The 25,885-nt window shown below is 64.8% G+C and carries 24 protein-coding genes and 1 pseudogene; 10 read left to right on the forward strand and 15 right to left on the reverse strand.

Annotation, left to right across the window (positions count from 1 at the left end):
• The first annotated feature begins 172 nt into the window (after positions 1 to 172).
• From ACE103_RS18845 to ACE103_RS18855, 3 genes are all read left to right on the forward strand, one after another.
• Positions 173 to 1,675, forward strand: coding sequence for a leucyl aminopeptidase (locus tag ACE103_RS18845; RefSeq protein WP_375780654.1), 1,503 nt, complete (start codon positions 173 to 175; stop codon positions 1,673 to 1,675).
• 18 nt (positions 1,676 to 1,693) lie between these two features.
• Positions 1,694 to 2,146 carry a DNA polymerase III subunit chi gene (locus ACE103_RS18850; RefSeq protein WP_375780655.1) on the forward strand — a complete coding sequence of 151 codons (453 nt, stop codon included), beginning with the start codon at positions 1,694 to 1,696 and terminating at the stop codon, positions 2,144 to 2,146.
• A gap of 103 nt (positions 2,147 to 2,249) precedes the next feature.
• The gene (locus ACE103_RS18855; RefSeq protein WP_375780656.1) at positions 2,250 to 2,795 is read left to right on the forward strand and encodes a hypothetical protein; all 546 of its coding nucleotides are present in this window, start codon (positions 2,250 to 2,252) and stop codon (positions 2,793 to 2,795) included.
• Positions 2,796 to 2,817: 22 nt separating this feature from the next.
• Here the strand turns inward: ACE103_RS18855 and ACE103_RS18860 are convergent, their stop codons facing one another.
• The 3 genes from ACE103_RS18860 to ACE103_RS18870 form a co-directional block, all read right to left on the reverse strand.
• Positions 2,818 to 4,680: an ABC-F family ATP-binding cassette domain-containing protein gene (locus ACE103_RS18860; RefSeq protein WP_375780657.1), complete on the reverse strand. Its 1,863-nt coding sequence runs from the start codon at positions 4,678 to 4,680 to the stop codon at positions 2,818 to 2,820.
• A 107-nt stretch (positions 4,681 to 4,787) separates the two neighbouring features.
• Complete coding sequence (locus tag ACE103_RS18865; RefSeq protein WP_223968019.1) at positions 4,788 to 4,958, reverse strand: hypothetical protein; 171 nt, start codon at positions 4,956 to 4,958, stop codon at positions 4,788 to 4,790.
• A 227-nt stretch (positions 4,959 to 5,185) separates the two neighbouring features.
• Positions 5,186 to 5,449, reverse strand: a complete 264-nt coding sequence (locus ACE103_RS18870; protein WP_375780658.1) for a sulfur globule protein precursor — start codon at positions 5,447 to 5,449, stop codon at positions 5,186 to 5,188.
• Between the two features lie 350 nt (positions 5,450 to 5,799).
• Here ACE103_RS18870 and ndk point away from each other — a divergent pair, with 350 nt between their 5' ends.
• A complete protein-coding gene (gene ndk / locus ACE103_RS18875) occupies positions 5,800 to 6,222 on the forward strand; it encodes a nucleoside-diphosphate kinase (protein ID WP_050425938.1) in 423 nt (140 codons plus the stop codon).
• 109 nt (positions 6,223 to 6,331) lie between these two features.
• Positions 6,332 to 7,171: a TerC family protein gene (locus tag ACE103_RS18880; protein ID WP_223968017.1), complete on the forward strand. Its 840-nt coding sequence runs from the start codon at positions 6,332 to 6,334 to the stop codon at positions 7,169 to 7,171.
• Positions 7,172 to 7,213: 42 nt separating this feature from the next.
• Here the strand turns inward: ACE103_RS18880 and ACE103_RS18885 are convergent, their stop codons facing one another.
• From ACE103_RS18885 to ACE103_RS18895, 3 genes and pseudogenes are all read right to left on the reverse strand, one after another.
• Positions 7,214 to 8,452 (reverse strand): acyl-CoA dehydrogenase family protein, encoded by a 1,239-nt coding sequence (locus tag ACE103_RS18885; protein ID WP_375780659.1) that lies wholly within the window; start codon positions 8,450 to 8,452, stop codon positions 7,214 to 7,216.
• A 138-nt stretch (positions 8,453 to 8,590) separates the two neighbouring features.
• Positions 8,591 to 9,205, reverse strand: a complete 615-nt coding sequence (locus ACE103_RS18890; RefSeq protein WP_375781141.1) for a substrate-binding domain-containing protein — start codon at positions 9,203 to 9,205, stop codon at positions 8,591 to 8,593.
• 104 nt (positions 9,206 to 9,309) lie between these two features.
• Positions 9,310 to 9,435, reverse strand: a pseudogene (locus ACE103_RS18895) (LysR family transcriptional regulator); the annotation flags it as partial.
• A 109-nt stretch (positions 9,436 to 9,544) separates the two neighbouring features.
• Here ACE103_RS18895 and ACE103_RS18900 point away from each other — a divergent pair.
• On the forward strand, positions 9,545 to 10,501 hold the full coding sequence (locus ACE103_RS18900) for a quinone oxidoreductase (RefSeq protein ID WP_375780660.1): 957 nt from the start codon (positions 9,545 to 9,547) through the stop codon (positions 10,499 to 10,501).
• Positions 10,502 to 10,566: 65 nt separating this feature from the next.
• On the opposite strand, the gene ppx is transcribed toward ACE103_RS18900, so the two are convergent.
• From ppx to ACE103_RS18920, 4 genes are all read right to left on the reverse strand, one after another.
• Complete coding sequence (gene ppx / locus ACE103_RS18905) at positions 10,567 to 12,069, reverse strand: exopolyphosphatase (protein WP_223968014.1); 1,503 nt, start codon at positions 12,067 to 12,069, stop codon at positions 10,567 to 10,569.
• 12 nt (positions 12,070 to 12,081) lie between these two features.
• Complete coding sequence (locus ACE103_RS18910; RefSeq protein ID WP_375780661.1) at positions 12,082 to 14,286, reverse strand: RNA degradosome polyphosphate kinase; 2,205 nt, start codon at positions 14,284 to 14,286, stop codon at positions 12,082 to 12,084.
• Between the two features lie 132 nt (positions 14,287 to 14,418).
• Complete coding sequence (locus tag ACE103_RS18915) at positions 14,419 to 15,096, reverse strand: chromosomal replication initiator DnaA (RefSeq protein ID WP_375780662.1); 678 nt, start codon at positions 15,094 to 15,096, stop codon at positions 14,419 to 14,421.
• 96 nt (positions 15,097 to 15,192) lie between these two features.
• Positions 15,193 to 15,735: a CDP-alcohol phosphatidyltransferase family protein gene (locus tag ACE103_RS18920; RefSeq protein ID WP_223968011.1), complete on the reverse strand. Its 543-nt coding sequence runs from the start codon at positions 15,733 to 15,735 to the stop codon at positions 15,193 to 15,195.
• Positions 15,736 to 15,895: 160 nt separating this feature from the next.
• Here ACE103_RS18920 and purM point away from each other — a divergent pair, with 160 nt between their 5' ends.
• A complete protein-coding gene (purM, locus tag ACE103_RS18925; protein WP_375780663.1) occupies positions 15,896 to 16,969 on the forward strand; it encodes a phosphoribosylformylglycinamidine cyclo-ligase in 1,074 nt (357 codons plus the stop codon).
• The gene (gene purN / locus ACE103_RS18930) at positions 16,966 to 17,616 is read left to right on the forward strand and encodes a phosphoribosylglycinamide formyltransferase (RefSeq protein WP_375780664.1); all 651 of its coding nucleotides are present in this window, start codon (positions 16,966 to 16,968) and stop codon (positions 17,614 to 17,616) included. Before purM ends, purN begins: the two co-directional genes overlap by 4 nt.
• A gap of 89 nt (positions 17,617 to 17,705) precedes the next feature.
• On the opposite strand, the gene ACE103_RS18935 is transcribed toward purN, so the two are convergent.
• Positions 17,706 to 17,909 carry a cold-shock protein gene (locus tag ACE103_RS18935; RefSeq protein ID WP_021079877.1) on the reverse strand — a complete coding sequence of 68 codons (204 nt, stop codon included), beginning with the start codon at positions 17,907 to 17,909 and terminating at the stop codon, positions 17,706 to 17,708.
• A gap of 331 nt (positions 17,910 to 18,240) precedes the next feature.
• Positions 18,241 to 19,389: a ribonuclease D gene (gene rnd, locus ACE103_RS18940; protein ID WP_223968008.1), complete on the reverse strand. Its 1,149-nt coding sequence runs from the start codon at positions 19,387 to 19,389 to the stop codon at positions 18,241 to 18,243.
• A gap of 688 nt (positions 19,390 to 20,077) precedes the next feature.
• Between rnd and ACE103_RS18945 the strand changes: the two genes are divergently transcribed.
• Positions 20,078 to 21,289: an OpgC domain-containing protein gene (locus tag ACE103_RS18945; protein WP_375780665.1), complete on the forward strand. Its 1,212-nt coding sequence runs from the start codon at positions 20,078 to 20,080 to the stop codon at positions 21,287 to 21,289.
• Entirely contained in the window at positions 21,286 to 21,990 is a 705-nt protein-coding gene (locus ACE103_RS18950; RefSeq protein WP_375780666.1) for a hypothetical protein, read from the forward strand. The genes ACE103_RS18945 and ACE103_RS18950 overlap by 4 nt, the downstream gene beginning before the upstream one ends.
• On the opposite strand, the gene ACE103_RS18955 is transcribed toward ACE103_RS18950, so the two are convergent.
• The 3 genes from ACE103_RS18955 to ACE103_RS18965 all read right to left on the reverse strand — a co-directional run bounded on the left by ACE103_RS18955 (position 21,984) and on the right by ACE103_RS18965 (position 25,820).
• Positions 21,984 to 23,132, reverse strand: coding sequence for an acyltransferase family protein (locus tag ACE103_RS18955; RefSeq protein WP_375780667.1), 1,149 nt, complete (start codon positions 23,130 to 23,132; stop codon positions 21,984 to 21,986). The genes ACE103_RS18950 and ACE103_RS18955 overlap by 7 nt on opposite strands.
• A 70-nt stretch (positions 23,133 to 23,202) precedes the next feature.
• Positions 23,203 to 24,423, reverse strand: coding sequence for a chromate efflux transporter (gene chrA / locus ACE103_RS18960; RefSeq protein ID WP_375780668.1), 1,221 nt, complete (start codon positions 24,421 to 24,423; stop codon positions 23,203 to 23,205).
• Between the two features lie 92 nt (positions 24,424 to 24,515).
• Complete coding sequence (locus tag ACE103_RS18965) at positions 24,516 to 25,820, reverse strand: SLC13 family permease (RefSeq protein WP_375780669.1); 1,305 nt, start codon at positions 25,818 to 25,820, stop codon at positions 24,516 to 24,518.
• Positions 25,821 to 25,885 lie beyond the last annotated feature (65 nt).

Consider the following 25,885-nt stretch of genomic DNA (forward strand, 5'->3'; position numbering starts at 1 on the left):
CTTTTGTGGCCTTCCGGCCACTCCGGCGCTTGGCAGCGGCGCAGCCGGCAGGTCATAGTGCTCCACAAGCCCGGTCCGGGTCGGTCTGGACCGCCATCGCAATGCTCACCCCCGCGTGCCGGAAGGGCCGCCTCAGGCCCGAGCAACACCCTGAGTTCTGGAGGATTTTCCTATGTCCGACGCCGTCAAGGTCGGCTTTGTCCCGTTCTCCGCGTCCGCCCGCGGCATTCTGGTCGCCTTTTGCGACGAGCAGTTGAAGCTCGGAGCTGCTACCCGGAAGGCGCTCGGAGCTGCCGCCGAGACGGTCAAGCGGGCCGCGGCCGCCAACCAGTTCAAGGGCAAGAGCGGGGCGGCCCTCGACATCCTGGCGCCGGAGGGAATCAAGGTCGACCGGCTGATCGTGATCGGCACCGGCAAGGTGGCCGACCTCAAGGAGAAGGATATTCTCAAGTTCGGCGGCGTGGTGGCCGGCAAGCTCAACGCCGGCAGCGGTGCAATGACCGTCCTTGCCGAACTGCCCGATGCCGCGATGACGGCGGGGCAGGCGGCAACGGTCGCCACCGGCATCCGCCTGCGTGCCTACAAGTTTGACCGCTACAAGACCAAGAAGAAGGACGGCGAGGACGGCACCGTGCGCGCCGACGTCTCGATCGCGGTCGACGACGTCGCTGCTGCCAGGAAGGCGTTTGCGCCCGACTCGTCCATCGTCGACGGCGTGAACCTGGCGCGCGAGCTCGTCAACGAGCCGCCGAACGTGCTGTATCCCGAAGAGTTCGCGCGCCGCGCAAGCCAGCTGCGCAAGCTCGGCGTCACCGTCGAGGTGCTCGACGTCAAGGCGATGACCAAGCTCGGCATGGGCGCGCTGCTCGGCGTCGGGCAGGGCTCGGTACGGCCCAGCCGCACCGTGATCATGCGCTGGAACGGCGGCAAGAAGAGCGAGGCGCCGGTCGCATTCGTCGGCAAGGGCGTCTGCTTCGACACCGGCGGTATCTCCATCAAGTCGGCCGGCGGCATGGAGGATATGAAGGGTGACATGGGCGGCGCGGCCTGCGTGGTCGGGCTGATGCACGCGCTCGCGGCGCGCAAGGCCCGCGTCAATGCGGTCGGCGCCATCGGCCTCGTCGAGAACATGCCCGACGGCAACGCGCAGCGTCCGGGCGACATCGTCACCTCGATGTCGGGCCAGACCATCGAAATCATCAACACCGACGCCGAAGGGCGCCTCGTGCTCGCAGACGTGCTCTGGTACGTCGCTAAGAAGTGCAAGCCGAAATTCATGGTCGATCTCGCAACGCTGACCGGCGCGATCATGGTCGCGCTCGGCACCGATTACGCCGGCCTGTTCTCCAACAATGACGAACTCGCCGAGCGCCTCGCCAAGGTCGGCCTCGAGACCGGCGAGAAGGTGTGGCGGATGCCGCTCGGTCCCGAATACGACAAGCAGATCGACTCGCAATTCGCCGACATGAAGAACACCGGCGGACGCAATGGCGGCTCGATCACGGCAGCGCAATTCCTGCAGCGCTTCGTCGACGGCACGCCCTGGGCCCATCTCGACATCGCCGGCACCGCGATGGGCGCCCCGAAGACCGACATCAATCAGAGCTGGGGCTCGGGTTACGGCGTCCGCCTGCTCGAGCGGCTCGTCTCCGAGTATTATGAAGCCAAGAAGTAATAGAGTGTCGGCCGGCCCATGACCGAGGTTCTGTTCTACCATCTGCAGAACATGACGCTGGAAAGCGTGCTGCCGCCGCTGCTCGAGAAGTCACTCGAGCGCGGTTGGCGGGTGGTCGTGCAATCGACGTCGCAGGAGCGCGCCGAGACGCTCGACGCGCATTTGTGGACCTACAGCGATGATTCGTTCCTGCCGCATGCGAGCGCGCGGGTTGCCGATGCACAGGATCAGCCGATCGTCCTGTCGATCGAGGAGGGCAATCCGAACCGGGCCAATGTCCGGTTCCTGGTCGACAACGCGGCGCTCCCGGCCGACTGCGACAGCTACGAGCGCCTGGTCCTCGTGTTCAACGGTGACGACCCCGACGCGGTGGCTTCGGCGCGGGAGAGCTGGACCGCTTGCAAGGCCCGAGGCTTCGACGTCACCTATTGGCAGGCCGACGAGCGGGGACGCTGGCAGCGGCGCCAATAGCGATATCGATGAATTAATGATAATTCGACGTTTCCTCGGGCGGGTCACGGTCATGCCGCAAAGTGATGTTCGGACAAGCCCTTAGGTAGAGGGGTTAGGAGCCTTGTCGATCGTGCGTGATGGAACATTCAGTCGGAAGTCGCTGCTGGCGTTGCTGGTACTTGCACCTGGCCTTGCCGGCTGCTCGGGCGCGTCCGACATCTTTTCGCGTGACGCGGATTGGTTCTCGCGGCCCGGCCGGGTGTTCATCCGCAACATCTCGATCGAATCGCCGCCGCTGACGCCGGACAAACCGGTGACCAACGATGATCTCGTCAGTGCTGACGGAAGCTGCCCCGGCATGGCGCCGCCGGCAGGTGCCACCGACGCGAACGCGCAGGCTCCCGGTGCGCCGCGGCCGACCGGCGGCAGTGTCGCACTCGGCCACACCGAATGCGATGTCGTGCGCGGCATCGGCGCCCCCGACAGCGTGAACCTGTCGAGCGGGCCGGGCGGCGAGCGCGTCGCGGTCGTGACCTGGTCGCGCGGCGCGCGCGCCGGTATCTATACGTTCTCCTCAGGACGCCTGACGTCGGTCGAGCGCGGCCCGGATGCTGCGCCGGAGCCGAAGCCCGCGAAGCCGAAGAAGAAAAAGACCGCGCACGGCTAAACCCGGGCGCTTCCTCGCAAATCTAGCTCGCGGCTTCGTCGAGTTCGGCGCTGGCTTCCAGCCATTGTTCCTCGGCGCGTTGCAGCGCGCTCTCGGCGCCGGCGCGCGCCTTGGTCAGCTGTGCGGCCTGCTTGGGATCGCGCGTGAAAATATCGGGCAGAGCGAGCGCGGTATCGATCTTTGCGATGATGCCGTTGATGCGCTCGATCTCGCTCTCGGCCTGCGCGACCCGTTGTCTCGGTGAAGTGCGCTTCTCATTGCGGATGCGTTCCGGCTTGGCCGGCTCCTTGACGCGCTCACGCGACACGGTCCGTCCGTCATTGGCCGACAGGATCATGCGGCGATATTCGTCGAGATCGCCGTCATAGGCCGTCACCGTCTGATTGGCGACGACCCACAGACGATCGGCACAGGCCTCGATCAGATAGCGATCGTGCGAGACCATCATGATGGCGCCGGGGAATTCGTTGATCGCCTCCGCCAGCGCCGCGCGGCTGTCGATGTCGAGATGGTTGGTCGGCTCGTCCAGGATGATCATGTTGGGAGCGTAGAACGTCGCAAGCCCGAGCAGCAGTCGCGCCTTCTCGCCGCCCGACAGGCTCTTCACCAGCGTGTCGCCGGCCTTGCCGGAGAAGCCGATCGCGCCGACACGGCCGCGCACCTTGCTCTCCGGAGCCTCGAGCATCAGCTTGCGGATGTGATCATAGGGCGAGCCGTCGAGATTGAGCTCGTCGACCTGGTGCTGTGCGAAATAGCCGACCGATAATTTATCGGCCCGCGTGATCCTGCCCGCGAACGGCGCGAGCTTGCCCGCCAGCAGCTTGACCAGCGTCGACTTGCCGTTGCCGTTGGAACCGAGCAGCGCGATGCGATCGTCTGGATCGACGCGCAACGTCACGCGATTGAGCACGGGCTTGCCCGGCTCGTAGCCGACCGAAACGTCATCGACCGCGATGATCGGCGGCGACAGCAGTTTCTCCGGTGCCGGAAAGGAGATCTCGCGAACGTCCTGGGTCACCAGTGCGGTGATCGGCTTCATCCGCTCCAGCATCTTGACGCGCGACTGCGCCTGCCGCGCCTTGGAGGCCTTGGCCTTGAAGCGGTCGACGAAGTCCTGCAGGCGCTTGCGCTCATCGGCCTGCCGCTTGGCGTGCTTGGCGTCGAGCAATTCGCGCGCGGCGCGCTGCTCCTCGAATGAGGAATAGGTGCCCTTGTAGAGCGTCAGCTTGCCGCGATCGAGGTGCAGGATCTGATCGACCGAGGTGTCGAGCAGATCGCGGTCGTGGCTGATCACGATCACCGTGCGCGGGTAGTTGGCGAGGTGGTTCTCAAGCCACAACGTGCCCTCGAGATCGAGGTAGTTGGTCGGTTCGTCCAGCAGCAGCAGATCGGGTGCGGAGAACAGCGTCGCCGCCAGCGCCACGCGCATGCGCCAGCCGCCGGAAAATTCCGCGCACGGCCGCGCCTGGTCTGATGTCGAGAAGCCGAGGCCGGAGAGGATCGCCGCGGCGCGGGCAGGGGCGGAGTGGGCGTCGATGTCGACCAGCCGGGTCTGGATATCGGCGATCCGATGCGGGTCGTGCGCCGTCTCGGCCTCGCGCAGCAGCGCGTCGCGCTCGAGGTCGGCCTTCAGCACGACGTTGATCAGGCTTTCGGGCCCGTCGGGCGCTTCCTGCGCGAGGCTGCCGATTCGCCAGCGCGGAGGAAGCGCGATGCTGCCGCTCTCGGTCGGAAGCTCGCCCCGGATGGCATGAAACAGCGTCGACTTGCCGACACCGTTACGGCCGACAAATCCGACGCGCGCGCCGGGCACGATTTGCACAGAACTGTGATCAATCAACAGCCGCCCGGCGATCCGGACTGAAATGTCAGTAATGGAGAGCATGCAGCGTTGTCACCGGACCCGCTGCCAAACGCAACCCGTCTGTCGGTAAAATCTCTCCGGACGGCTGTTGCAAAAACGCAATTGGGCTGCCGGTCAGCCCGCATTATCTAATGGCGCTCGTTTTCCCGGCGTTGCATTTCCTCGAGCAGCTGTTGCAAGCGGGACGAAAGTGCGGGTTCTGGCCGCATGCTTTGCTGGAGTCGTTCACCCACGGCATCGCAGATGTAACGGCAGGTCTTGCGATCAATCTGATCGGGATCGTTGTCGGTCTGGGTCATTGTCATCGTCATGGCTCTTGGCATGTGCCTTGGAATGTTTCTTGGCGAGTTCCATCTCGCGTGCTTCGTAAATCCTGCCATGACAAGTCGCGACCCCCGAATTTGGTTTCGGTTCCGCCTTACTGTCGCCTTGAGGTAGCGAGGCGGGTTCCCAGGCGGGCACAAAAAAGCCCCGGCGCGAGGCCGGGGCGATGCAAGTCAGGGGAGCAGTCGACAGAACAGATGGATCAGTAGCAGCGGTTGACCAGACGCCAGCGGGGACCCCACGGGGTCGGCACGATGCGGCGCACATAGCAACCGCCACCGTAGCCATAGCCGCCGTAGTAGGCCGGCCCACCGACGATGACGCGCGGGCCGCCCCACCAGCCGTGGTGCCATCCGCCGTGCCAGCCGCCATGCCAACCACCCCAGGCCGAGGCGGAGGTCGGGGCGAGTGCAGCGGCACCGAGCGAAATTGCGGCAACGGCAGCGAGCGATAATTTGCGTAACATGATCGTCTCCTCGAGGTATGGGCGCGCGTGACGCGCCCGCGGTGACATCGTTTCCCGAGACGTCCTGTGAGGCTTGCGGATGGGGGGCCAGCAAGGCGTCCGATCGGTGTAGAGCCTAGGCGGCTGCAGCTGAACGGCAGCGGCACGGCGCTGTCAGAATGGGTTCACCTAAGTGAAATCGCGGTAAGTTGGCCGAGCCTGTCGCTGTCCACAGACCGCCCGGACGACGGTTTTTGTCGTGAAAATCCATCAAAACTAAAGGCTAACGCGTCACAGGGTCGCTTGCCGTTACCCCATCGCGCCGATATAAGCCCCGGCAACTCCCAGCCACCGTTTACAAGGACGAAATCATGGCGATTGAACGCACCTTTTCGATCATCAAGCCCGACGCCACCGAGCGCAACCTGACCGGCGCGGTCAATGCGGTGATCGAGAAGGCGGGCCTGCGGGTCGTGGCGCAGAAGCGCATCCAGATGACCCGCGGCCAGGCCGAAACCTTCTATGCCGTCCACAAGGCACGCCCGTTCTTCGGCGAACTGGTCGACTTCATGACCTCCGGCCCGGTCGTGGTCCAGGTGCTGGAAGGCGAGGGCGCCATCCTGAAGTATCGCGACGTGATGGGCGCGACCGATCCGTCGAAGGCCGCCGAAGGCACCATCCGCAAGCTCTATGCGAAGTCGATCGGTGAGAATTCGGTGCACGGTTCGGATGCGCCGGAGACCGCGGTGATCGAGATCGCGCAGTTCTTCGCCGGCAACGAGATCGTCGGCTGACGCCGCACAACTGAAGTGACGCGGTCTCCTGGGGAGACCGCGTCGAAATGAACTGGGAGCGGCGAACCACCGCCGCCAGGGGCGGCCATAAGGCCGAATAGGACTCGCTGTGGACTGGCTGTGGCAGATCTTTGATCCGGCGTACATCGGCGCGTTCTTCACCGAGTTCAAGAACGAGATGGCGACCCCGACCTTCTGGGTCGCCGTCGGCAAGATCATCTGGATCAATGTCCTGCTGTCGGGCGACAACGCGCTCGTGATCGCGCTCGCCTGCCGCGGGCTCGCGCCGCGCCAGCGCCTCTGGGGCATGATTCTCGGTGCCGCCGCGGCGGTGCTGCTGCGCGTCATCTTCACCGGCATCGTCGCCAGCCTGATGGAGCTTCCCTATCTGAAGCTGGTCGGTGGATTGGCGCTGATCGTGATCGCCGCCAAGCTCCTGGTGCCGGAGCAGGAGGACGAAGACAGCGTGCACGCAGCCTCGCATCTGTGGGCCGCGGTTCAGATCGTCGTGGTCGCCGACATCGTGATGAGCCTCGACAATGTGATCGCGGTTGCCGCTGCCGCCAATGGCAGCGTACCGCTGCTGGTGCTCGGACTTGCGATCAGCGTTCCCCTGATCGTGGCCGGTGCGGCGCTGATCATGGCGCTGCTCACCAAGCTGCCGGTCCTGGTCTGGGCCGGCGCCGCGTTGCTCGGCTGGATCGCGGGCGACGTCATCGCGACCGATCCGGCCGTGCATCCCAAGCTGAATGCGCTGTTCGCCGGACCGCTCGGTGCCAGGCTCGATTCCTGGCTGACCTCGATCGGGATGTCGCCGCAATTCGCCCATGGCGGCAATGGCGGCGAGATCACGCTCGCCGTGCTCGGCATCGTCGTGGTGCTGGTCATGGGATCGATCTGGCGCCGTCACACGCTCCGCAAGGCCAAGCACGCCGCCAAGGCGGCGTGACGCGCACCTGCGATGTCCCGCTTCAGGCGGGCCGTCCGATCGTCAACGGAACGCATCGATCCCGGTCAGCGCGCGTCCGACGGCAAGCGTATGAATTTCATGCGTGCCTTCGTACGTCGAGACAGCCTCGAGATTGATCATGTGGCGGATCGGCGAGAATTCCAACGTAATGCCGTCACCGCCGTGCAGGGCGCGAGCTTCACGTGCGACTTCAAGACCTGCCTGAACGTTCTGCAGCTTGCCGAGGCTGAGCTGCGCGGCGGTCACGCAGCCCTGTTCTCTCAGGCGGCCCAGATGAATGGCGAGCATCGTGGCGTGGCCAACCTTCGAGCACATCACCGCAAGGCGCTGCTGCGTAAGCTGGAAGTTCGCCAGCGGACGGCCGAATTGTGTTCGCGCAAGTGATCGCTCCAGCGCGGCAAGGAAGCAGTCGCGCGCCGCTCCCGCCGCGCCCCAGAGAATCCCGTAGCGCGCTTCGCTGGTGCAGGACAGCGGCGCGCGCGAGCCGGAGGCGAGGGGAAGCAATGCCGATGCCGGCAGCCGAACGTTGCGGAGGCCAAGCTCCGTGGAGGAGGAATGGCGCATCGCCACCTTGTCGCCGATGTCCACGGCGCTGAAGCCCGCGGTTCGGGTCGGGACGACGAAGCCGCGAATGCCCTCGTCGGTCTTCGCCCAAACGATCGCAACGTCGGCATCCACACCGTTGGTGATCCAGCGCTTCTCGCCGTTAAGTACCCAATCGGGACCATCTCGTCGGGCCACCGTCTGCATGCCGGCGACATCGCTGCCGGCAGTGGGCTCCGTCATCGCGAAGCAGCCGACGGCCTCGCCTGTGACAAGCTGCGGCAACCATTCCGAGCGCTGCTCCGGCGAACCGTACTCGGCCAATGCAAACATCACGAGGTTGTCCTGCGTCGAGACGAGCTGCCGAAAGGCCGTGTCGCCAGCTTCGAGCTCGAGCATCTGCAGGCCGAAAGAGACCGCGGGCGGAATCCGGGCCGCAGTCTCCCCGATCAATCTGCCGAACATTCGGTGCTGGCCGAACAATCTCGTCAGTTCGCGAAGCGGCGGCCTTATCTTGAACCAATCCCGCGTATGCGGACTCAGTTCTTTTTCGACGAACTGCCTCACGGCATCGCGTTCACCACGCTCCGCAGGCGTGAGCAGCGAGTCGAGCGCGAGAAAGTCAGCCGGGCTCGAAGTGTCCTTGCCATGAAGCACTTCCGGTAGCAGCCATACGTGCTCAGCAGCGTCATGTTCCACCAGCGATACGTTTGCCATATCGATTCGTCCTCCTTTGCGCGACGGGCATTTGCCTGCCAGCGACCTGTGCATCGCGATGGTGCGGAGGAGAACTCCCGATCTTTGCGCAGTTCGTGTGCGCAAACGCGCAGAAGGGTTGCTACGGGATGTCCCGGCTCACCTCAGGCATTGGGTGATCGCCACGAGGTGATCGATCACGACGCGGATGCGCGCCGAGCGACCGATGTCGGGGTGATAGACGAGCCACAATTGGCGCGTGGCTTCCTCGCTTTCGGCCACGCAACGGAGCTCCTTGCAGTCCACCGCGAGCACGTGGGGTACGGCGGCGAGCCCCATCCCGGCGCGAGCACCCGAAATCAAGGACACCAGGTCGTTGGCCAGCATCACAATGGGCCGGTCCCCGGCGAATTTGCGTAACCAGCGTTGCTGCGGGGAGGCGTCAAGCGCCTCGTCGTAGGCCAGAAAGACCCGCTCTTCCTCAGCGACCTCGTCGAGGTAGGTGCGCGCACCATAGATCCCGTATCGCAAGCGACCCAGGTTGCGGATCGTCAAGCCGCCGTCCTCGGGGCGCGACAGCCGCAACGCGATGTCGGCTTCCCGGCGTGCGAGGCTTGCTGCCGCAGTCGCGCCGAGGACGTCGAGAACGAGACCGGGATGATTGCGGCCCAAGGCCGCAAGCCGCGGGACCAGCCAGAGACTCGCGAAGGCAGGCGGCGCGCTGATTCTGACCCGGCCATTGACCGCCGCTTCACCGCCTTCAAGGCGCTGGATCGAGAGACGGCTTCTTCAAGCGCGCCGACGCGCTCGGCGATGCGTTCGCCTTCGGCCGTCAGCACGTATCCGCGTGGCAGGCGATCGAACAGCTTGATCTTGAGCGCGCGCTCCAGGCTGTCGACGCGCCGGGCGACCGTCGAGTGGTCGGCACGAAGCCGGCGGGCGGTGGCCGAGAGATTGCCCTGGCGCACCAATTCGGCAAAGAAACGGAGGTCATCCCAATCCATATGCGAATTTTTGCACAGAAACTGCGCGCGGATAAGGAATTCTTGCGCGCAGGTGCTCCCCCTAAGTTGGTCCTATCACTGGAGACCACCAATGACCCTGAGCATTGCCATGACCGCGCCCGGCGGTGTCGACGTCCTCAAGCCGGTTCGCGCGGACCTTCCGCGTCCGGCGGCCGATGAGGTGCGGCTGCGTCAAACCGCGATCGGAGTTAACTTTGTCGATATCTACCAGCGCATGGGGCTCTATCCCGTACCCGGCATGCCGGCCGTGCTCGGAGTGGAGGGTGCCGGCGTCGTGGAAGCGGTCGGGACCGAGGTCAAAGCGTTCCGCATCGGTGACCGTGTCGCCTATGCCGGCCTGCCGCTCGGCGGCTATGCCGAAGCCCGCAACCTGCCGACCAGCAGGTTGGTGCGCATTCCTGACGGCATCGACGACCAGACCGCAGCGGCCGCCATGTTGCGCGGCATCACCGCGCACATGCTGCTCGATCGCGTGTGCCCGGTTCGCCAGGGCATGGTGGTGCTCGTGCACGCCGCTGCGGGCGGACTTGGATTGATCCTTACGCAGTGGGCAAAGCGCCTCGGCGCAACCGTGATCGGTACGGTCGGGTCCTTCGACAAGGCGGAGCTTGCGCGCAGCCATGGCCTCGATCACGCGATCCTGTATCGCGAGACTGATTTTGTTGCGGAGGTGCGTCGTCTGACCAACGGTACCGGCGTCGACATCGCCTATGACGGTGTGGGCGGAGAGACTCTGACTCGGACGCTCGATGCGATGAAGCCGTTCGGCACGGTCATCAGCGTCGGCCAAGCCGGCGGATCCTTGCCGGCAATCGCGCTCGGCGAGTTGGGACCCCGTCGGTCATTGTCACTCGCGCGGCCCAGCTTCCTTGCCTATGCCGGCGATCCGAAATCCTACGCCCGTGCGACGGCGGCCCTGTTTGAGCAACTCGGACGCGGTCTGAAGATCAAGATTGGCGCCGAGCTTGCACTGAGCGATGCGGCCACCGCCCATCTCCGTCTCGAGCAAGGCGCAACTGTCGGGTCTATTCTGCTTCGGCCGTAACGGCCGGCGGAGTTCTCAAATCGAATCCCCCGGGAAGGGAAGTCCGGTTCGATCCAGAAACGCTCCTAGCGCCGCACGATCGAGCCGGCACGCCCGACCAGCCGCGCCAATTGCTTGAAGCGGCTGCCGACGCGGTCGGCGACCAGATCCACCATCCGATGCTCGAACACCAGCATCAGCTTGCGGCCCTGGGTGCGGAAATGTGTCGCCGGCAGCACGCCGGTGCGCGCCGCCGTGATCAGGTGCGCGACACGGAACGCTGCGCCGAGCACACGCGCCCGCTCGTCCATCGCCGGCGTCACCAGCGCGCGGATCTGCGGCGGCGGCTCGTTCTCCTCGCTGAGGCCGGCGTAGCGATAGAACACCGACAGCGCGACGAAGGCACGGCCCTGATGGGTGATCGAGCCGAAATTGCCGTTCATGATCAGGCTGAGGGTTTCCTCGCCGCGATGATCGGGATGCACGCGCCAGCCGATGTCGGAGAGCAGGCAGGCGACGTGACGCAGCCTGCGGTCTTCCTCGGTCTCGCGCAGCCGGACGACGCGGACCAGCCGGTCGGTCCACGCCGTCAGCTCCTGGGCGTGGCGGGCAGAGCGCGACAGCAATTCGTTGAGGTTCTGCGCGGCACAGACCAAGCCGTCCTTGGCGCGTTCGGCCTGCGGCAGCATCTCGTAGAGCAGGCCCTCGCGCACGCCGAAGGTCGAGAACACGATGGTCTTCGGCTGGGCCACGCGGATGATGTATTCGAGCACGAGCGCGGCATAGGCCAATAGCGGCCGCCGCGCATCTGCGATGGATTCGATATTGGCGAGCATGTTGGTGGCGGCGAGCCGCCGCAGCCGCTGCGCGAAGTCGAGCGCGTCCGCCGCCGGAATCGAATAGCCGTGCATCACCTTGAGCGGGTAGCCGCTCTGGATGATGTGGATGCGCGCCAGCGCGCGCCAGGTGCCGCCGACCGCGTAGAAGGTGCGGCCGCGGCCGGTCTTGAGCTGGGCGACGCCGAGCAGTTCGTTCTTGACGATGCGTTCGGCGCGCTTGAGCGATTTGTTCGAGAGGTCCTGCAGTGCCAGGCTGCCGAGCGGCAGCGTCACGCCGCTGCGCACGCGGTTGCCCTTGACGTCGATCAGTTCGAGCGAGCCGCCGCCGAGATCGCCGACGATGCCGTTCGGATTGTGCACGCCCGAGACGACGCCGAGCGCAGACAGCTTCGCTTCACGTGGCCCAGTGAGAATCTCGATCTTGGCGCCGCAGATGCGTTCGGCCTGGGCGATGAAGTCCGGACCGTTCTTGGCATCGCGGCAGGCCGCGGTCGCAATCGCGTAGACGCGGCCGACCTGCTGGATCCGGCACAGCGCGCGAAAGCGGCGCAGCGCCGTGAGCGCCTTGTTCACCGCATCGGTTGCGAGCAGACCGGTGCTCTGCACCTCGCGTCCGAGCCCGCACAGCGCCTTCTCGTTGAAGATGGTGATGAGGCTGCGCGCCATCGCCTCGTAAACCACGAGACGAACCGAGTTCGAGCCGATATCGATCACAGCGACGCTGGAAGCGCGCTTCCGCGGCCGCTTCACCGTAAGGCCCCCTTAAGACGATGGCTGCTGACGCTCGTTACGACGCGTGAGACGGCGCGGTGAAGATTCCTTGAGAGACTTACCACGGCCGGACAGACTCGGATTTGTCATAAAATAGTCATGCAGATTGAAAGGCTCTTCGCCTTTCGCGGCCTTCATACGCGTTGACGATCCGTCCGGCAACAATTGCCAGCTCTGCTCGGTGTCCTTCAGGTTCGCGACCATGATCTGTTCGAGAACCTGCTGATGCACCGTGGGATTTTGCAGCGGACAGAGCACCTCGACGCGGCGGTCGAGGTTCCGCGGCATCATGTCGGCGGACGAGATATACACAGCAGCTTTTGCGCTCGGCAGGCCTTGGCCCATGCCGAAGCAATAGATTCGGCCGTGTTCCAGGAACCGGCCGATCACCGATTTGACGCGGATGTTCTCCGACAATCCCGGGAGTCCGGGCCGCAGGCAGCAGATGCCGCGCACCACGAGCTCGATCGAGACGCCGGCCTGCGAGGCCTCATACAGCGCGTCGATGATGTCAGGGTCGACCAGCGCGTTCATCTTCATCCAGATCGCGCCGGACCGGCCATGCTTGACGTGGGCGATTTCGCCGTGGATGTGCTCGATGATCCGCTTGCGCAATGTCAGCGGCGACACCGCCATCTTCTCGATGTCGCTCGGCTCGGCATAACCGGTGATGTAGTTGAACACCCGCGCGACGTCACGGCCGATGATCGGGTCCGACGTAAAGTAGGAGACGTCGGTGTAGATGCGGGCGGTGACCGGATGGTAGTTGCCGGTGCCGGTGTGCACATAGGTCGTGAGATTGCCGCCCTCGCGGCGCACCACCATCGACAGCTTGGCGTGCGTCTTCAGCTCGATGAAGCCGTAGACGACCTGGACGCCGGCGCGTTCGAGGTCGCGCGCCCAGCGGATATTGGCTTCCTCGTCGAAGCGCGCCTTCAGTTCAATCAGCGCGGTCACCGACTTGCCGGCTTCGGCGGCGTCCGCCAGCGCGCGCACGATCGGCGAGTTGTTCGAGGTGCGATAGAGCGTCTGCTTGATCGCGACCACGTCGGGATCGCGCGCCGCCTGTTGCAGGAACTGGACGACGACGTCGAAGGATTCGTAGGGGTGGTGGACCACGAGGTCCTTCTGCCTGATCGCGGCGAAGATATCGCCGCCATGGTCGCGCACGCGCTCGGGATGGCGCGGCACGTAGGGCGGGAATTCGAGGTCGGGGCGATTGAGCCGGGTGAGCTGCGACAGCTCGTTCATCGCGAGCACGCCGTCGACCAGGATCACTTCATCGTCTGCGGCCGACAAGGCGTGCTGCACGAAGACGCGCAGCTCTTCGGGCATCGTGGCCTCGATCTCGAGCCGGATCACCGATCCGCGCCGGCGGCGCTTGAGCGCGGTCTCGAACAGGCGCACGAGGTCTTCGGCCTCTTCCTCGATTTCGAGTTCGGAGTCCCTGATGATGCGAAACGCGCCCTGGCCCTTGACGGTGTAGCCGGGGAACAGGCGGCCGATGAACAGGCCGGTGGCCTGCTCGAGCGTGATCAGGCGGGCCGGCGCGCCTTCCTTGGTTGAGGGAATGCGGATGAAGCGGTCGATCTTGCCGGGCATGCGGATCAGCGCGTTCATCGCCTTGCCGTCGGCGATCCGCGACAATTGCAGCGCCACCGTGAAGCCGAGGTTCGGGATGAACGGGAACGGATGCGCCGGGTCGATCGCCAGCGGCGTCAGTAGCGGGAAGATGTTGTGGAGGAAGTGATCCTCGATCCAGGTGCGTTCGGACTTGGTGACGTCGCGCCCGTCGACCAGCTGGATGCCGACCTTGGACAGGAACTCGCGCAGGTCGCTCCAGATCGCCTGCTGGTCGGAGGCGAGTTGCGAGACGGTCTTGTTGATCATCACGAGCTGCTCGGCCGGCAGCAGGCCGTCCGGGCTGCGTTCGGCAATGCCTTCGCGGACCTGGGCCTTGATGCCGGCGACGCGGACCATGAAGAACTCGTCGAGGTTATTCGCCGAAATCGACAGGAAGCGGACCCGCTCCAGCAGGGGATGGCCGAGATTGACCGATTCCTCGAGCACCCGGCGGTTGAAGTGCAGCCAGGACAGCTCCCGGTTGATGAACCGCTCGGGGCTGCTCGCGATCGCGGGGACGGGCGGGAGCTCCGCCTCTTTCTCTTTGATTTCAGGTGCTTGTGCCGAGTCCATCAAGTGCTGGTCCAATTCCGGGCAGGGGGCTGGGGCGGTCTAGCCGAGGGCCGCGCAGACCATGTGATATTGCGATGACGTTTCGATGACATTGATGTTCCGCTGGCCTGCGCCGTCAAGCCGCGGGACTGCTCAAGCATCGCGCAACAGCTCCGCCGCCAGCGCCCGGGTCACCGGCCGGCCGAGCCGCAGCGCCTCGGTATCCAGGAGCTCGACCGCCTGGCGGACGGCGGCATAGGACCGCTCGATCCGGTTGGTCAGGTAGCTGACGAGCGGCTCGTCCACGCTCATCTGGCGGTCGGCGCAGAATTTGACGATCAGGCCGCGGAACAGCTGGTCGTCGGGCGGCAGCAGCGTCACCGTCGGCACAGCGCGGAGCCGCGACCGCAGATCGCGCAGCTCGATCTCGAACGCCGACGGCGGGACGCGCGCCGTGATCAGCACGAAGGCATCGTCCTGACGCGCGAGATTCATCAGATGGAACATCGCGCGCTCGTCGAAATCGGCCGGCCTCAAATCCTCGACCACCAGCGCGCCGGTAGCGAGAGCAGTGGGCACCGCGTCGGCTGTCAGGGCATGTGCCGCGGTCGAGCGCGCGCCGGCGATCTCGGCCCAGATCGCGGCGAGGTGGCTCTTGCCGGAGCCGTCAGGCCCCACCAGCAGCATGATTCGGTTCGGCCAGTCGGGCCAGCCGTCGATCAGCGCCAGCGCTGCCTCATTGGCGGGTCCCTCGAGGAAATCGTCGCGGGTCAGCTTCTCCTCGTGCGGCAGGGCCAAGGCCAATTGACGAGGTTGAACGCTACCTGCCACGCAAATCTCCAAACCACTTTATTTTAGCATGATCCCTGCGCAAACGCTTCGCGTTTGTCGCGGGAAAACCGGTTTCCACTTTTCCGGGATCGTGCGCTACCGAGCCTCGATCGTGCTCATGTGCCGCACCCACTCCACGAGATAGAGGGACACCGAACCCAAAGTAAAGATTGTGACCAGTCCCATCAGGATCACGTCGTAGGGATGCGGCTGAAAGCCGAAGCCGAGCGAGGCCAGCACCAAAGCCGCGAACGCGACCTGTGCCACCGTGTTCAACTTCGACACCATCAGCGGCTTCATCTCCACCGGCTTGTCGAACAACCATGACACAATCACGGCGGAGACGATCATGATGTCGCGCGACACCACGAGAATCACAATCCAGCGCGGCACCGCGCCCCAGATTCCGAGCGCGACATAGATCGACACCAGCAGCGCCTTGTCGGCGAGCGGGTCGAGCAGGGCGCCGAGCTCGCTCGCCATGTTGAAGCGCTTGGCAAGGAAACCGTCGACCGCGTCCGAGACGCCGGCGATCACGAAGATCGCGAACGCGATCTCCATCTGGCTCGACACGATGGCCCAGACGATCACCGGCACCAGGATGATGCGGGCGAGGGTGATGATGTTCGGAATGCTCAACTTGAATCGCTTCCCGGCTAGAAGCCTGATTTTACTCGATATCCGGCTCTTTTGCGCGGTGGCCGGGTGTTATCTACATAGTATCGCGGCAGCATTGCCGCGAGCCATTGCGCGGGGGCGGAATTCCTCGTAACCAGCCCCTTATCATCTGGAATTGGGCATGACCGAGCGCAAAAACGGGCTCACTTACGCGGATTCGGGTGTCGATATCGACGCCGGCAATCGTCTGGTCGATCTGATCAAGCCGATGGTGCGGGCCACCGCACGGCCTGGTGCTGACGCCGAGATCGGCGGATTCGGCGGGCTGTTCGACCTCAAGGCCGCGGGCTTCAAGGATCCGGTCCTGGTGGCCGCGACCGATGGCGTCGGCACCAAGCTGAAGATCGCGATCGAGACCGGCATCCATGGCGGCATCGGCATCGACCTGGTCGCGATGTCGGTCAACGACCTCGTCGTGCAGGGCGCGGAACCGCTGTTCTTCCTCGACTATTTCGCCTGCGGCAAGCTCGATCCGGAGGCCACCGCGCAGATCGTCGCGGGGATCGCCGAGGGCTGCCGCGAATCCGGTTGCGCGCTGATCGGCGGCGAGACCGCCGAGATGCCCGGCCTCTACAAGGACGGCGATTACGACCTCGGCGGCTTTGCGGTCGGCGCGGCCGAACGCGGCACCCTGCTGCCGACCGGGGATATCGCGGCCGGCGACGCCGTGATCGGGCTGGCGTCCTCGGGCGTGCACTCCAACGGCTACTCGCTGGTGCGCAAGCTCGTCGAGCTGTCCGGCGTGGCCTATGATGCGCCGGCGCCGTTCGCACCGGTCATGACGCTCGGTGCGGCGTTGCTGACGCCGACCAAGCTCTATGTGAAATCCTGCCTGCGCGCGATCCGCGAGACCGGCGCGGTGAAGGGGCTCGCCCACATCACCGGTGGCGGCTTCACCGACAATATCCCGCGCGTGCTGCCGAAGCATCTCGGCGTCGGCATCGACCTGGCGCGGCTGCCGGTGCTGCCGGTGTTCAAATGGCTGGCCGAGCAGGGCGGTATCGCCGAGCTCGAGCTGCTGCGCACCTTCAACTGCGGCATCGGCATGATCGCGATCGTCAAGGCTGACGCGGTCGATGCGGTGACCGAGGCCTTCACCGCCGGCGGCGAGACCGTGACGCTGCTCGGTGAAGTGATCGAGGCCAAGGACGAGCATCGCGTGGTCTATCACGGTCATCTCGATCTCTCGCGATGAAGCGCCGCACAGCCATCCTCATTTCCGGCCGCGGCTCCAACATGGCCGCGCTGATCGAGGCTGCGAAGGCTGCGGATTTTCCGGCCGAGATCGTCGCCGTGATCTCCAACCGTCCTAATGCTCCCGGGCTCGAGAAGGCGGCCGCGAGCGGCATTCCAACCGTCGTCATCGAGAGCAAGCCGTTCGGCAAGGACCGCGCGGGTTTCGAGGCGGCGCTGCAGCGGGTGCTCGACGACAGCCAGGTCGAGCTGATCTGCCTCGGCGGCTTCATGCGGCTGTTCACCGCGGAATTCGTGCGGCACTGGTACGGGCGGATGCTCAACATCCATCCGTCGCTGCTGCCCTGCTTTCCCGGCCTCGATCCGCACGGCCAGGCCTTGCGTGCAGGGGTCAAGCTGTCCGGTGCGACGGTGCATTTCGTGATCCCGGAGACCGACGCCGGACCGATCGTGATGCAGGGCGCGGTCACCGTGGCTGACGACGACACGCCGGAGACGCTCGCCGCACGCGTGATCACCATCGAGCATCGGATCTATCCGGAGGCGCTGCGGCTGCTGGCGAGCGGCCGGCTCAAGCTCGAAGGCGATCTCTGCAGGACGCAAGGCAGCGCCGCAACCGGCAGCACGCTGATCGCGCCGGCGCCCTAGCGCGTGGTTGCGCAAGAGATCCCCGAGAGCAATCCCCCGGGTGATGCGGCCGGGGGAGGCATCAGGATGAATTCCGCTAGCAGCGGCGTTCAGTGAACCTTGAGGTTCTCTGCCGACGCCTTGCCGCGGTTCTCCACCAGCTCGTACTCGACGGTCTGGTTCTCGTTCAATGTGCTGAGACCTGCGCGTTCGACCGCCGAGATGTGAACGAACACATCCTTGTCGCCGACGGCCGGCTTGATGAACCCGTAGCCTTTGGTCGGGTTGAACCATTTGACGGTACCCTTCGGCATCGTCTCTCTCCCAGTCTAGACATAAAAAAGACGCGGCCACGTTTTCCACGTGCCACGCCACAAGCGGGCTTTCCGCTGTCTGTTCAATTCCCGGGTCACTATATCCAAGGTCTTCAAGTCCGAAGTTTCGCCTGTCGAAGCCTTGGCTATCAACGTCGTGAAACGCACAGTCGAACGGCCGCAATCCGATTGTGAAGGGATTGCAACACGAAATCTGCGCCTTAGCAAGCGCGCTGGTTTCGCCTGACGCAACCTCAGCCTGTGCCGGTCGAACTTGGGCGCCGAGCGTTCGGCCACTGACCGACGGCCGGACGCGCCGGGACCTGGTTTGCTAGCCCCGATCCACCCGCACCACGCGGCCCTTGTCGATCGCAAGAGCGAGCTGCCCGCGCTTGAGCTTGAGCGCCGCCTCGCCGAACAGTTCGCGCCGCCAACCGTGCAGGGCGCCGACCTCGGCCTCATCGCTGGCGGCGATCTGCTCGAGGTCGTCGACGGTGGCGATCACCTTGCTGGCGACGCCGTGGCGCTCCGAGGTCATGCGGAGCAGCACCTTCAACAGCTCGACGGTCGCCGCGCCGTTGGAATTGTTTCTCGGCTTTTCCAGCTTGGGGAGCGTCGCCGGGTCGCGGGCCAGTCCGCGCTGCACCGCGGCGATGATGTCGGCCCCCCATTTCGAGCGCTCGAAACCCTTCGGCAGCGAACGCAGATTGCCGAGCTTGTCCAGCGACGTCGGTGCATGGGTGGCGATGTCGCCGACCGCGTCGTCCTTGAGCACGCGCGAGCGCGGCACGTCGCGGCTCTGCGCCTCCTGCTCGCGCCATGCGGCAACCTCGATCAGCACCGCGAGCTCGCGCGGCTTGCGGACGCGGGTTTTGAGCCGCTCCCAGGCGCGCTCGGGATGGAAGTCGTAGGTCTTCGGCGAGGTCAGGATTTCCATTTCCTCGCTGACCCAGTCGCTGCGGTCGCGCTTCTTCAGATCGGCGTCGAGTGCCGCGAACACTTCGCGCAGATGGGTGACGTCGGAGACGGCGTAATGCAGCTGCTCCTCGCTCAGCGGGCGGCGCGACCAGTCGGTGAAGCGGTGGGTCTTGTCGGGGCGGTGGCCGGTGACGCGATCGACCAGCTGGTCATAGGCGATGCTGTCGCCATAGCCGAGCACCATGGCGGCGACCTGGGTGTCGAAGATCGGATGCGGGATCGTGCCGGAGAGGTGCCAGACGATTTCGATGTCCTGCCGCGCGGCATGAAACACCTTCAGCACGGCTTCGTTCGACATCAGTTCGAACAGCGGCTTGAGGTCGATGCCGGGCGCCAGCGCGTCGACCACGACGGCTTCATCCGCGCTCGCCATCTGCACGACGCAGAGCAGGGGATAGTAGGTCGTCTCCCGCAGGAACTCGGTGTCGACGGTGATGACCTTGTGTTGGGCGAGCCGGTCGCAGGCGGCGGCGAGGTCGGAGGTCGTGCTAATCAGATCCATGAACAGTCCATGACGGCTTGACCACACGCGTTCTGCCGAAAGGGCAGCTATGTCAAGGGTCTTGCAGGGATTTTGGCTCTGCACCGGGTGAGGAACAGGGCATTTTTGAAGTGATTGGGCGCGATTCGAGGGCGTTTTCGGCCCGGTTGTGCCCCGAATCCGGCCGTCGTCCTGGCGAAAGCCAGGGCCCATAACCACCGGAATTCGCTGGTCGGGGGATCGCGGCCCCGGCCTCGTATGGCAACGCACCGTCATTGGCGAACCCCGTCTTCGGTGTCATCGCCCGGCTTGACCGGGCGATCCGGCATTCCAGAGACGCCTGTGCTTGAGCCGAGAAGCCGCGGCGTACTGGATCGCCCGGTCGAGCCGGGCGATGACAGTTGAGGCTGTGGACGCATCTTCGCATTCTCGCAACATGAGTCGCCCGAGTCTTGCTCTTCGTTTGGCCGCTCTAGGGCGTCAGGACCACACGACTTCACCGTCCGCTTCGCGTGCTCTCGTCAGCACCACGAGCTGGAATGGGAGCGGCACTTGGACGGCGATGGCACGCGAGAGTATAAGGATGTCAATGATCTTCCCCTGCTGAGCCGGATTCGCTGTCGGCTAACGCATTCCGGCCCGACGCGAATTCAGGCTCCGACGGGTGCAGCTATCGCGATCTCAGAAGCAGCCGAGTGAGGGTCGTCCGATGGAGCTCCACCACGCGAACCAGATCGAGGAAACGATCGAACGCGATGTTCGGCTCGACCTGTTCAGAGGGCTCGGGTTGTGGATGATATTTCTGGATCACATCCCCAATGATGGAGCCATCGGCTGGATAACGCTGCGCAACTACGGCTTCAGCGACGCTGCGGAGTTCTTCGTTTTCATCTCGGGTTATCTTGCCGGCTTCATATACGGCCCGATCATCGCTTCAGGATTCCTGCTGTCTGCAGCGAAGCGGCTGTGGACGCGGGCCGCGCATATCTACGCGGCGCATATCATGCTGTTCCTGATCTTCACGGCCCAGGTCGCGAGAACCTCCCGACGGCTCGACAACCCGATGTATGAAAACGAATTCAACGTTTTCAATTTTCTCCAGCATCCGGATATCCTGATCGGGCAGGCGCTCACCCTGCGATACAAGCCCGTGGATCTCGACGTGCTGCCGCTGTTCATTGTCTTGCTGCTCGCGGCCCCACTGGTCATCTGGGGCTTGGTGCGTCGCCCCAATCTCACCTTGCTGGCCTCGATTGTTCTCTACGTGCTGGCGCGATGGTTCGATTGGAACATCGCCTCCTATCCGCCGGGCACAACGTGGTACTTCAATCCATTTTGTTGGCAGTTGCTGTTTGTCTTCGGCCAGTGGTGTGGTGTGGGCGCGTTGTCGCAGATATCGAGACTCATCCAGTCGCGGATCGTCGCGGCTGTCGCGATTGCCTGGCTGATCTTTTCGTTCCTGATCGTGATGACCTGGCATTTCCATGCGCTGGAGGCGTTCATACCGGGATGGTTGATGAAGTTCATCTACCCGATCGACAAAACGGACTTGGATATGTTGCGCTTGACCCACTTTCTCGCGCTCGCGGTGGTTGTCCATGGCCTGATTCCGCGGGACTGGCCGCCGCTGAAGTCCCGATCATTGCGTCCGCTGACCTTGTGCGGCGAGCATTCGCTTCCGATCTTTTGCCTCGGGGTCTTGCTTTCATTCTCCGCCCATTGGGTCTTGACCCAATACAGCGGCGCGGTCATCGCACAGCTCGTGGTGAGCGCGGCCGGAATTGCGATTATGGTCGTCGCGGCATGGCTGTTGCATCGCGCCGACAACATTCCGAATTTGTTCGTCGATGTGACACATGCAGAGCTTCGACGGAAGATTGCCGACCGAACTGGATTAATAAGCAACAAGGAGCTGCCTTGATCGCGACGCCGCCTGGGGCTGTTACCAGCGAGCTGTTTCAAATCGCCTCTGATGTCCCGGAGCATCGCCGCGATGCCGTGCTCGACGACATCAACAGCATCATCGACACCAATTGGCTGACTGAAGAAAGATTCTGGTCGCGCCGGCACTCCCCGTTCAAGGCCGACCACGGCATCGTCCTGCTCCACCGCGGCGGCGCATGCGTGGCTTACATGATCGTTCAGCGTCTGGCTGCTGCCGGCATCTCGGTGATCTATCTTTCGGGCACCGCAGTCAGAGACAGCTATCGGGGCAGCGGCTTTTTCAAGCGGATGTTCGATGCGGCCATGACGGCAGAGTTCGGTGATCCGGCGGCGCCGGCTGAATTCTGCCTGTGCTGGCGGACGCGAAATCCGGTCATTTGCATCTTGGGTCGCGCGCAATGTCGAAGCGTCGTGCCGGCCATTTCGGCGGAGATACACGCGGGCGATCTCGACGAGCTTTGTCTCAGCCTGGCCGCAACCCTGTACCCTCGTCAGGCCATCGAGAAGGCGACTATGGCGATGCGGGGCGCCTATGGCGAGCTTCGCTATCGCGATGAGCCGCGGACACAAACCTCGCCGGATGTCGACTGGTGGTTCGCGCAGACCATTCCCGATAGCGCCGATGCCGTGTTCTGCGCTGGATGGGCGCGCAATCGCTGGTCGCGGCGCAATCAGTGATTGGCGATTTGCCCGGCCTCGACCGGGGCGGCGACGTGGCCCGGATCGATCCGCGCGTCGCGAATGCGCGACGGCCATCCGTGCCGTGACGCCAGCGTCGTGAGCCTGGTTCTGACGAAATAATGCGCCGGACCTTCGAGGAAGCGCCAGACGAACCATGCCAGCGCCACCATGCCTGCCACCACGAGCGCGGTCGAAAACGCGTCCGGCGTTGGCGTCATCAGGATCAGGAGCACGTAGCCGAGTTGCAGGTGCAGCAAATAGAGCGGATAGGTGATGCCGCCCAAGGCCCTGACGACGCTGTCCGGCAGCGGCACCGACTTGATCCGGGTGGCGGCGAACACGATGCCGAGCGAGACGATGCAGATCACGGTCACGACGCGCGGATCGAAGCTGCCATGGGTGTGGACGCCGAGCCGTTCCAGCTTGTGCACGGCCTGGAACGTCGCGGTGCCCATCGACAGCGTCAGCAGGCTGTAGAGCCTGGTGTCGCGCCGTCCGCGGTAATGTTCGTAGATCAGCAGCCCGACGGCGAAGAAGCCGCTGTCGTCGGCCATGAACAGCTTCTCGAACAGCGGAATATCCAGCGTCAGCTCGTTGGCGAAGGTGATGGCGATCCACGCCAGTATGATGGTGTCGATCTTCCGCGGGAAAATGCCCCAGGCCAGAAACAGTGCGACCCAGACGTAGAACACGACCTCGATCACCAGCGACCAGTAGGCGTCGTCCATGTAGGGCTGACCGAGCATCGGCGCGGCGATGACCAGGTTTGCCAGCCATTGGCTCCACGTCACGTGGAAATACACCTGGCCCAGCAGCAGCGTGGTGAGGAAGGTCAGCGTCATGCAGATGACGAAGGTCGGATAGATCCGGCTGAAGCGCGCAATCGCAAATCCGACCGGCGTGCGGCCTTCGGCCGAGTAGGCGATTACGAAGCCGGAGATCGTGAAGAACACGGGGACGCCGAGGAAGCCGTATTGGGCGACCGGGGCGAGGTACGGCAACGCCACCTTCTGAACGCCGTGCGATGCCGTGCCCCAGAAGCCGTAATGGTACAGGATCACGGCCCCGACCGCGGCGAGTCGCAGCAGGTCGAGCAGGGGAACCCGGGTCGGATCCGGTTGTTTGGGTACGCTCGGCATACGCCTTCAATGATGGCGGCCAGGCATGAAAGCGTTCTTAATTTGGCCCGCGAGGGGGCGGCGTCGCTGTTCACGATTGCAGGAGGCCGGTGGCGATGCCGGCGGCCGCGCTGAGGACGACCACCGCGAGCGGCGGCGCGCGCCATGCCATGAGCAGGACGAAGCCTGATAGCGCCATGCCGAAATCGAGCGGACGCTGCACGCTGCTGGTCCAGACCGGATTGTAGAGCGCGGCACCGAGGATGCCGACCACGGCGGCGTTGACCCCGCGCATCATCGCCTGCGCCGCCGGCCGCTTGCGGAAGCCATCCCAGAACGGCAGCGCCGCGAGCAGGACGAGCAGTCCCGGCAGGAAGATGCCGACCATGCCGACGAGCGCGCCCGGCACGCCGCCGATCACGGCGCCGAGATAGGCCGCGAAGGTGAACAGCGGGCCCGGCACGGCTTGTGCTGCGCCGTAGCCTGTCAGGAACGCATCGTCGCCGATCCAGCCCGGCGTCACCACGGCTTCGCGGAGCAGCGGCAGCACGACATGGCCGCCGCCGAACACCAGCGCGCCGGAGCGGTAGAAGGCTTCGAACAGGCCGAGGCCGGGCCATGCGCGGGCGAGCAGCGGCAGCCCGACCAGCAGGGCAAGGAACAGGATCATTGCGCAGAGGCCAACGCGGCGCGACACCGGCATCGCGATGTGAGTGACGCCGTCGGCCGCTTGCGCTGCCCGGCAGAACCACAGCCCGGCGACGGCACCGAGCACAATGGCGCCGATCTGCGCGATCGACGAGGAACTCGCGAGGATGATGAGCGCCGCGACCGTCGCGATCGATGCGCGCTCGCGGTCGGGACAGAGCGAGCGCGCCATGCCCCAGACCGCCTGCGCCACGATCGCCACCGCGACTAGCTTGAGGCCATGCACCAGGCCCGCGCCGGCCGGGCCGCTCAATCCGCCGGCGCCGAAAGCAAACAGCACCAGCGCGATCGCCGAGGGCAGCGTGAAGCCGGTCCAGGCCGCGAGTGCGCCCAGATAGCCAGCGCGCATCAGGCCGAGCGAAAAGCCGACCTGGCTGCTCGCAGGCCCCGGAAGGAATTGGCAGAGCGCGACCAGATCCGCATAGGCCTGTTCGTCAAGCCAGCGCCGGCGGATGACGAACTCGTCGCGGAAATAGCCGATATGCGCGATCGGCCCGCCGAAGCAGGTCACACCGAGCTTGAGGAAAATGAGCAGCACCTCGAGAGGCGAGTGTGCTGACCTCGCGGCTGATGTGTTGGCGTGCTGGACGTCGGTATCGTTCAAGCGTCGTCAATTCCCTGGCTTGCGTTCCATGTCATCAGCGCAAGCATATCGCCAATCGACGACGCCCAAGCGCGATATTCTCGCGACGACCGTCAGCCGATCCAGCCGAGCAGCCGGAACCAGACGAGATAGAGCGGCGCCAGCACGACAAAGGAGATCAGGCCTACGACGAGGCACATCTTGACCGCCGCGCTGGTCGGCACGCGGGCCATGCCAGCGGCGACCACGATCGGCGCGGCCTGATACGGCAACAGCGGCGTCGCATAGGCGAACACCTGCGACATCAGCACGGTGGGAAGGCTGAGGCCGGTGTGTGCGGCGAGCGAGGCGGCAAGTGGCGTGAACACCGCGGGGACGCCGTTGGCGGTGACGACGAAATTCAAGAGGCTGGCAAGCCCGATCATCGAGGCGAAATCCGCCGCCGGTCGCGCCGGATCGAGCGGCAGGTGCGGAATAATGAGATCGCCGATCGCGGTGCCGAGCCCCGACCACGCGACCACGGCGGCAAGCCCGAGAATGCCGCCGAGATAGATGCAGGTGCGGACATTGACGCCGGCGGCGAACTCCTCGCCGTTGAGGAAGCCGACGCGCGGCAGCAGGCAAAGGCATGCGGAGACCAGCCCGACCCAGGCCGGGCGGACGCCGTGCAGAGAGTCCGTCATCCAGAATGCGAGCGTCGCAAGCAGGATGATCGAGAGCCGCCATTCGGCCGCGCTCATCGGTATCGCCGCGGCGCCGCCCTCGATCGGCTTGGGCGATGCCGGAAACAGCCACACCAGACACCCGATCAGCACGCCCCCCTTGAGGATGCCGATGACAGGCGCATGCAGCACGAGATACGACATGTACTCGAAGTGCACGCCATAGGCGCGCTCGGCGGCGCCGGTCATGATCAGGTTCGGCACGTTCGCCGGCAGGATCGAGGCCGAGAGCTGATAGGTGCCGAAGCCGACGGCGAGTGCGAGCGCGGCGCGGCCCGGCGATCCCTCCGCCAAGCCGGCGCGATCGGCCAGCGCCAGGATGATCGGCATCAACAGCGCGATGCGGCCCATGTTCGAGGGCATCACGAAGGCCAGCGCATAGGTCAGCAGGATCACGCCGGCCACCATCCGAAACCAGGAGCCATTGAGATGGTCTGCGAGCAGCCGCGCGATCCGGTCGGCCAGTCCCACCTTGCGGATTGCGGTGCCGATCACGAAGCCGCCGAGCACCAGCCAGAACGCTTCCGACTGGAAGCCTGAGAACAGCACGTCCGGCGGCGCCGCGTGGAACACGGCGACTGCGGCGAAGAACAGCAGCGCTGTGAGGAATTCCGGCAGCAGGCTGGTGGCCCAGAGCAGGATGGCAATCGCGGCAAACCAGCCGGGATGGATCAGCGACGAGGCGGTCTCGGTCATGTCAGGGAATCAAGGAAACGAGGGCAGGACGACGCGACCATAGCACCGCGCAACCCGGCTGCGTG

This window comes from Bradyrhizobium sp. ma5, assembly GCF_042258955.1.
Taxonomy (GTDB): Bacteria; Pseudomonadota; Alphaproteobacteria; order Rhizobiales; family Xanthobacteraceae; genus Bradyrhizobium.

What these genes read in the sequence shown, in the direction of transcription:
- ACE103_RS18900 (WP_375780660.1), top strand. Translation starts at nt 9,545, where the DNA reads ATGACCGCGCCCGGCGGTGTCGACGTCCTCAAGCCGGTTCGCGCGGAC.
- purM (WP_375780663.1), top strand. Translation starts at nt 15,896, where the DNA reads ATGACCGAGCGCAAAAACGGGCTCACTTACGCGGATTCGGGTGTCGAT.
- ACE103_RS18860 (WP_375780657.1), bottom strand. Translation starts at nt 4,680, where the DNA reads ATGCTCTCCATTACTGACATTTCAGTCCGGATCGCCGGGCGGCTGTTG.
- rnd (WP_223968008.1), bottom strand. Translation starts at nt 19,389, where the DNA reads ATGGATCTGATTAGCACGACCTCCGACCTCGCCGCCGCCTGCGACCGG.
- ACE103_RS18845 (WP_375780654.1), top strand. Translation starts at nt 173, where the DNA reads ATGTCCGACGCCGTCAAGGTCGGCTTTGTCCCGTTCTCCGCGTCCGCC.
- ACE103_RS18865 (WP_223968019.1), bottom strand. Translation starts at nt 4,958, where the DNA reads ATGACCCAGACCGACAACGATCCCGATCAGATTGATCGCAAGACCTGC.
- ACE103_RS18870 (WP_375780658.1), bottom strand. Translation starts at nt 5,449, where the DNA reads ATGTTACGCAAATTATCGCTCGCTGCCGTTGCCGCAATTTCGCTCGGT.
- ACE103_RS18955 (WP_375780667.1), bottom strand. Translation starts at nt 23,132, where the DNA reads ATGCCGAGCGTACCCAAACAACCGGATCCGACCCGGGTTCCCCTGCTC.
- ACE103_RS18910 (WP_375780661.1), bottom strand. Translation starts at nt 14,286, where the DNA reads ATGGACTCGGCACAAGCACCTGAAATCAAAGAGAAAGAGGCGGAGCTC.
- ndk (WP_050425938.1), top strand. Translation starts at nt 5,800, where the DNA reads ATGGCGATTGAACGCACCTTTTCGATCATCAAGCCCGACGCCACCGAG.
- ACE103_RS18945 (WP_375780665.1), top strand. Translation starts at nt 20,078, where the DNA reads ATGGAGCTCCACCACGCGAACCAGATCGAGGAAACGATCGAACGCGAT.
- ACE103_RS18965 (WP_375780669.1), bottom strand. Translation starts at nt 25,820, where the DNA reads ATGACCGAGACCGCCTCGTCGCTGATCCATCCCGGCTGGTTTGCCGCG.
- ACE103_RS18935 (WP_021079877.1), bottom strand. Translation starts at nt 17,909, where the DNA reads ATGCCGAAGGGTACCGTCAAATGGTTCAACCCGACCAAAGGCTACGGG.
- ACE103_RS18885 (WP_375780659.1), bottom strand. Translation starts at nt 8,452, where the DNA reads ATGGCAAACGTATCGCTGGTGGAACATGACGCTGCTGAGCACGTATGG.
- purN (WP_375780664.1), top strand. Translation starts at nt 16,966, where the DNA reads ATGAAGCGCCGCACAGCCATCCTCATTTCCGGCCGCGGCTCCAACATG.
- ACE103_RS18850 (WP_375780655.1), top strand. Translation starts at nt 1,694, where the DNA reads ATGACCGAGGTTCTGTTCTACCATCTGCAGAACATGACGCTGGAAAGC.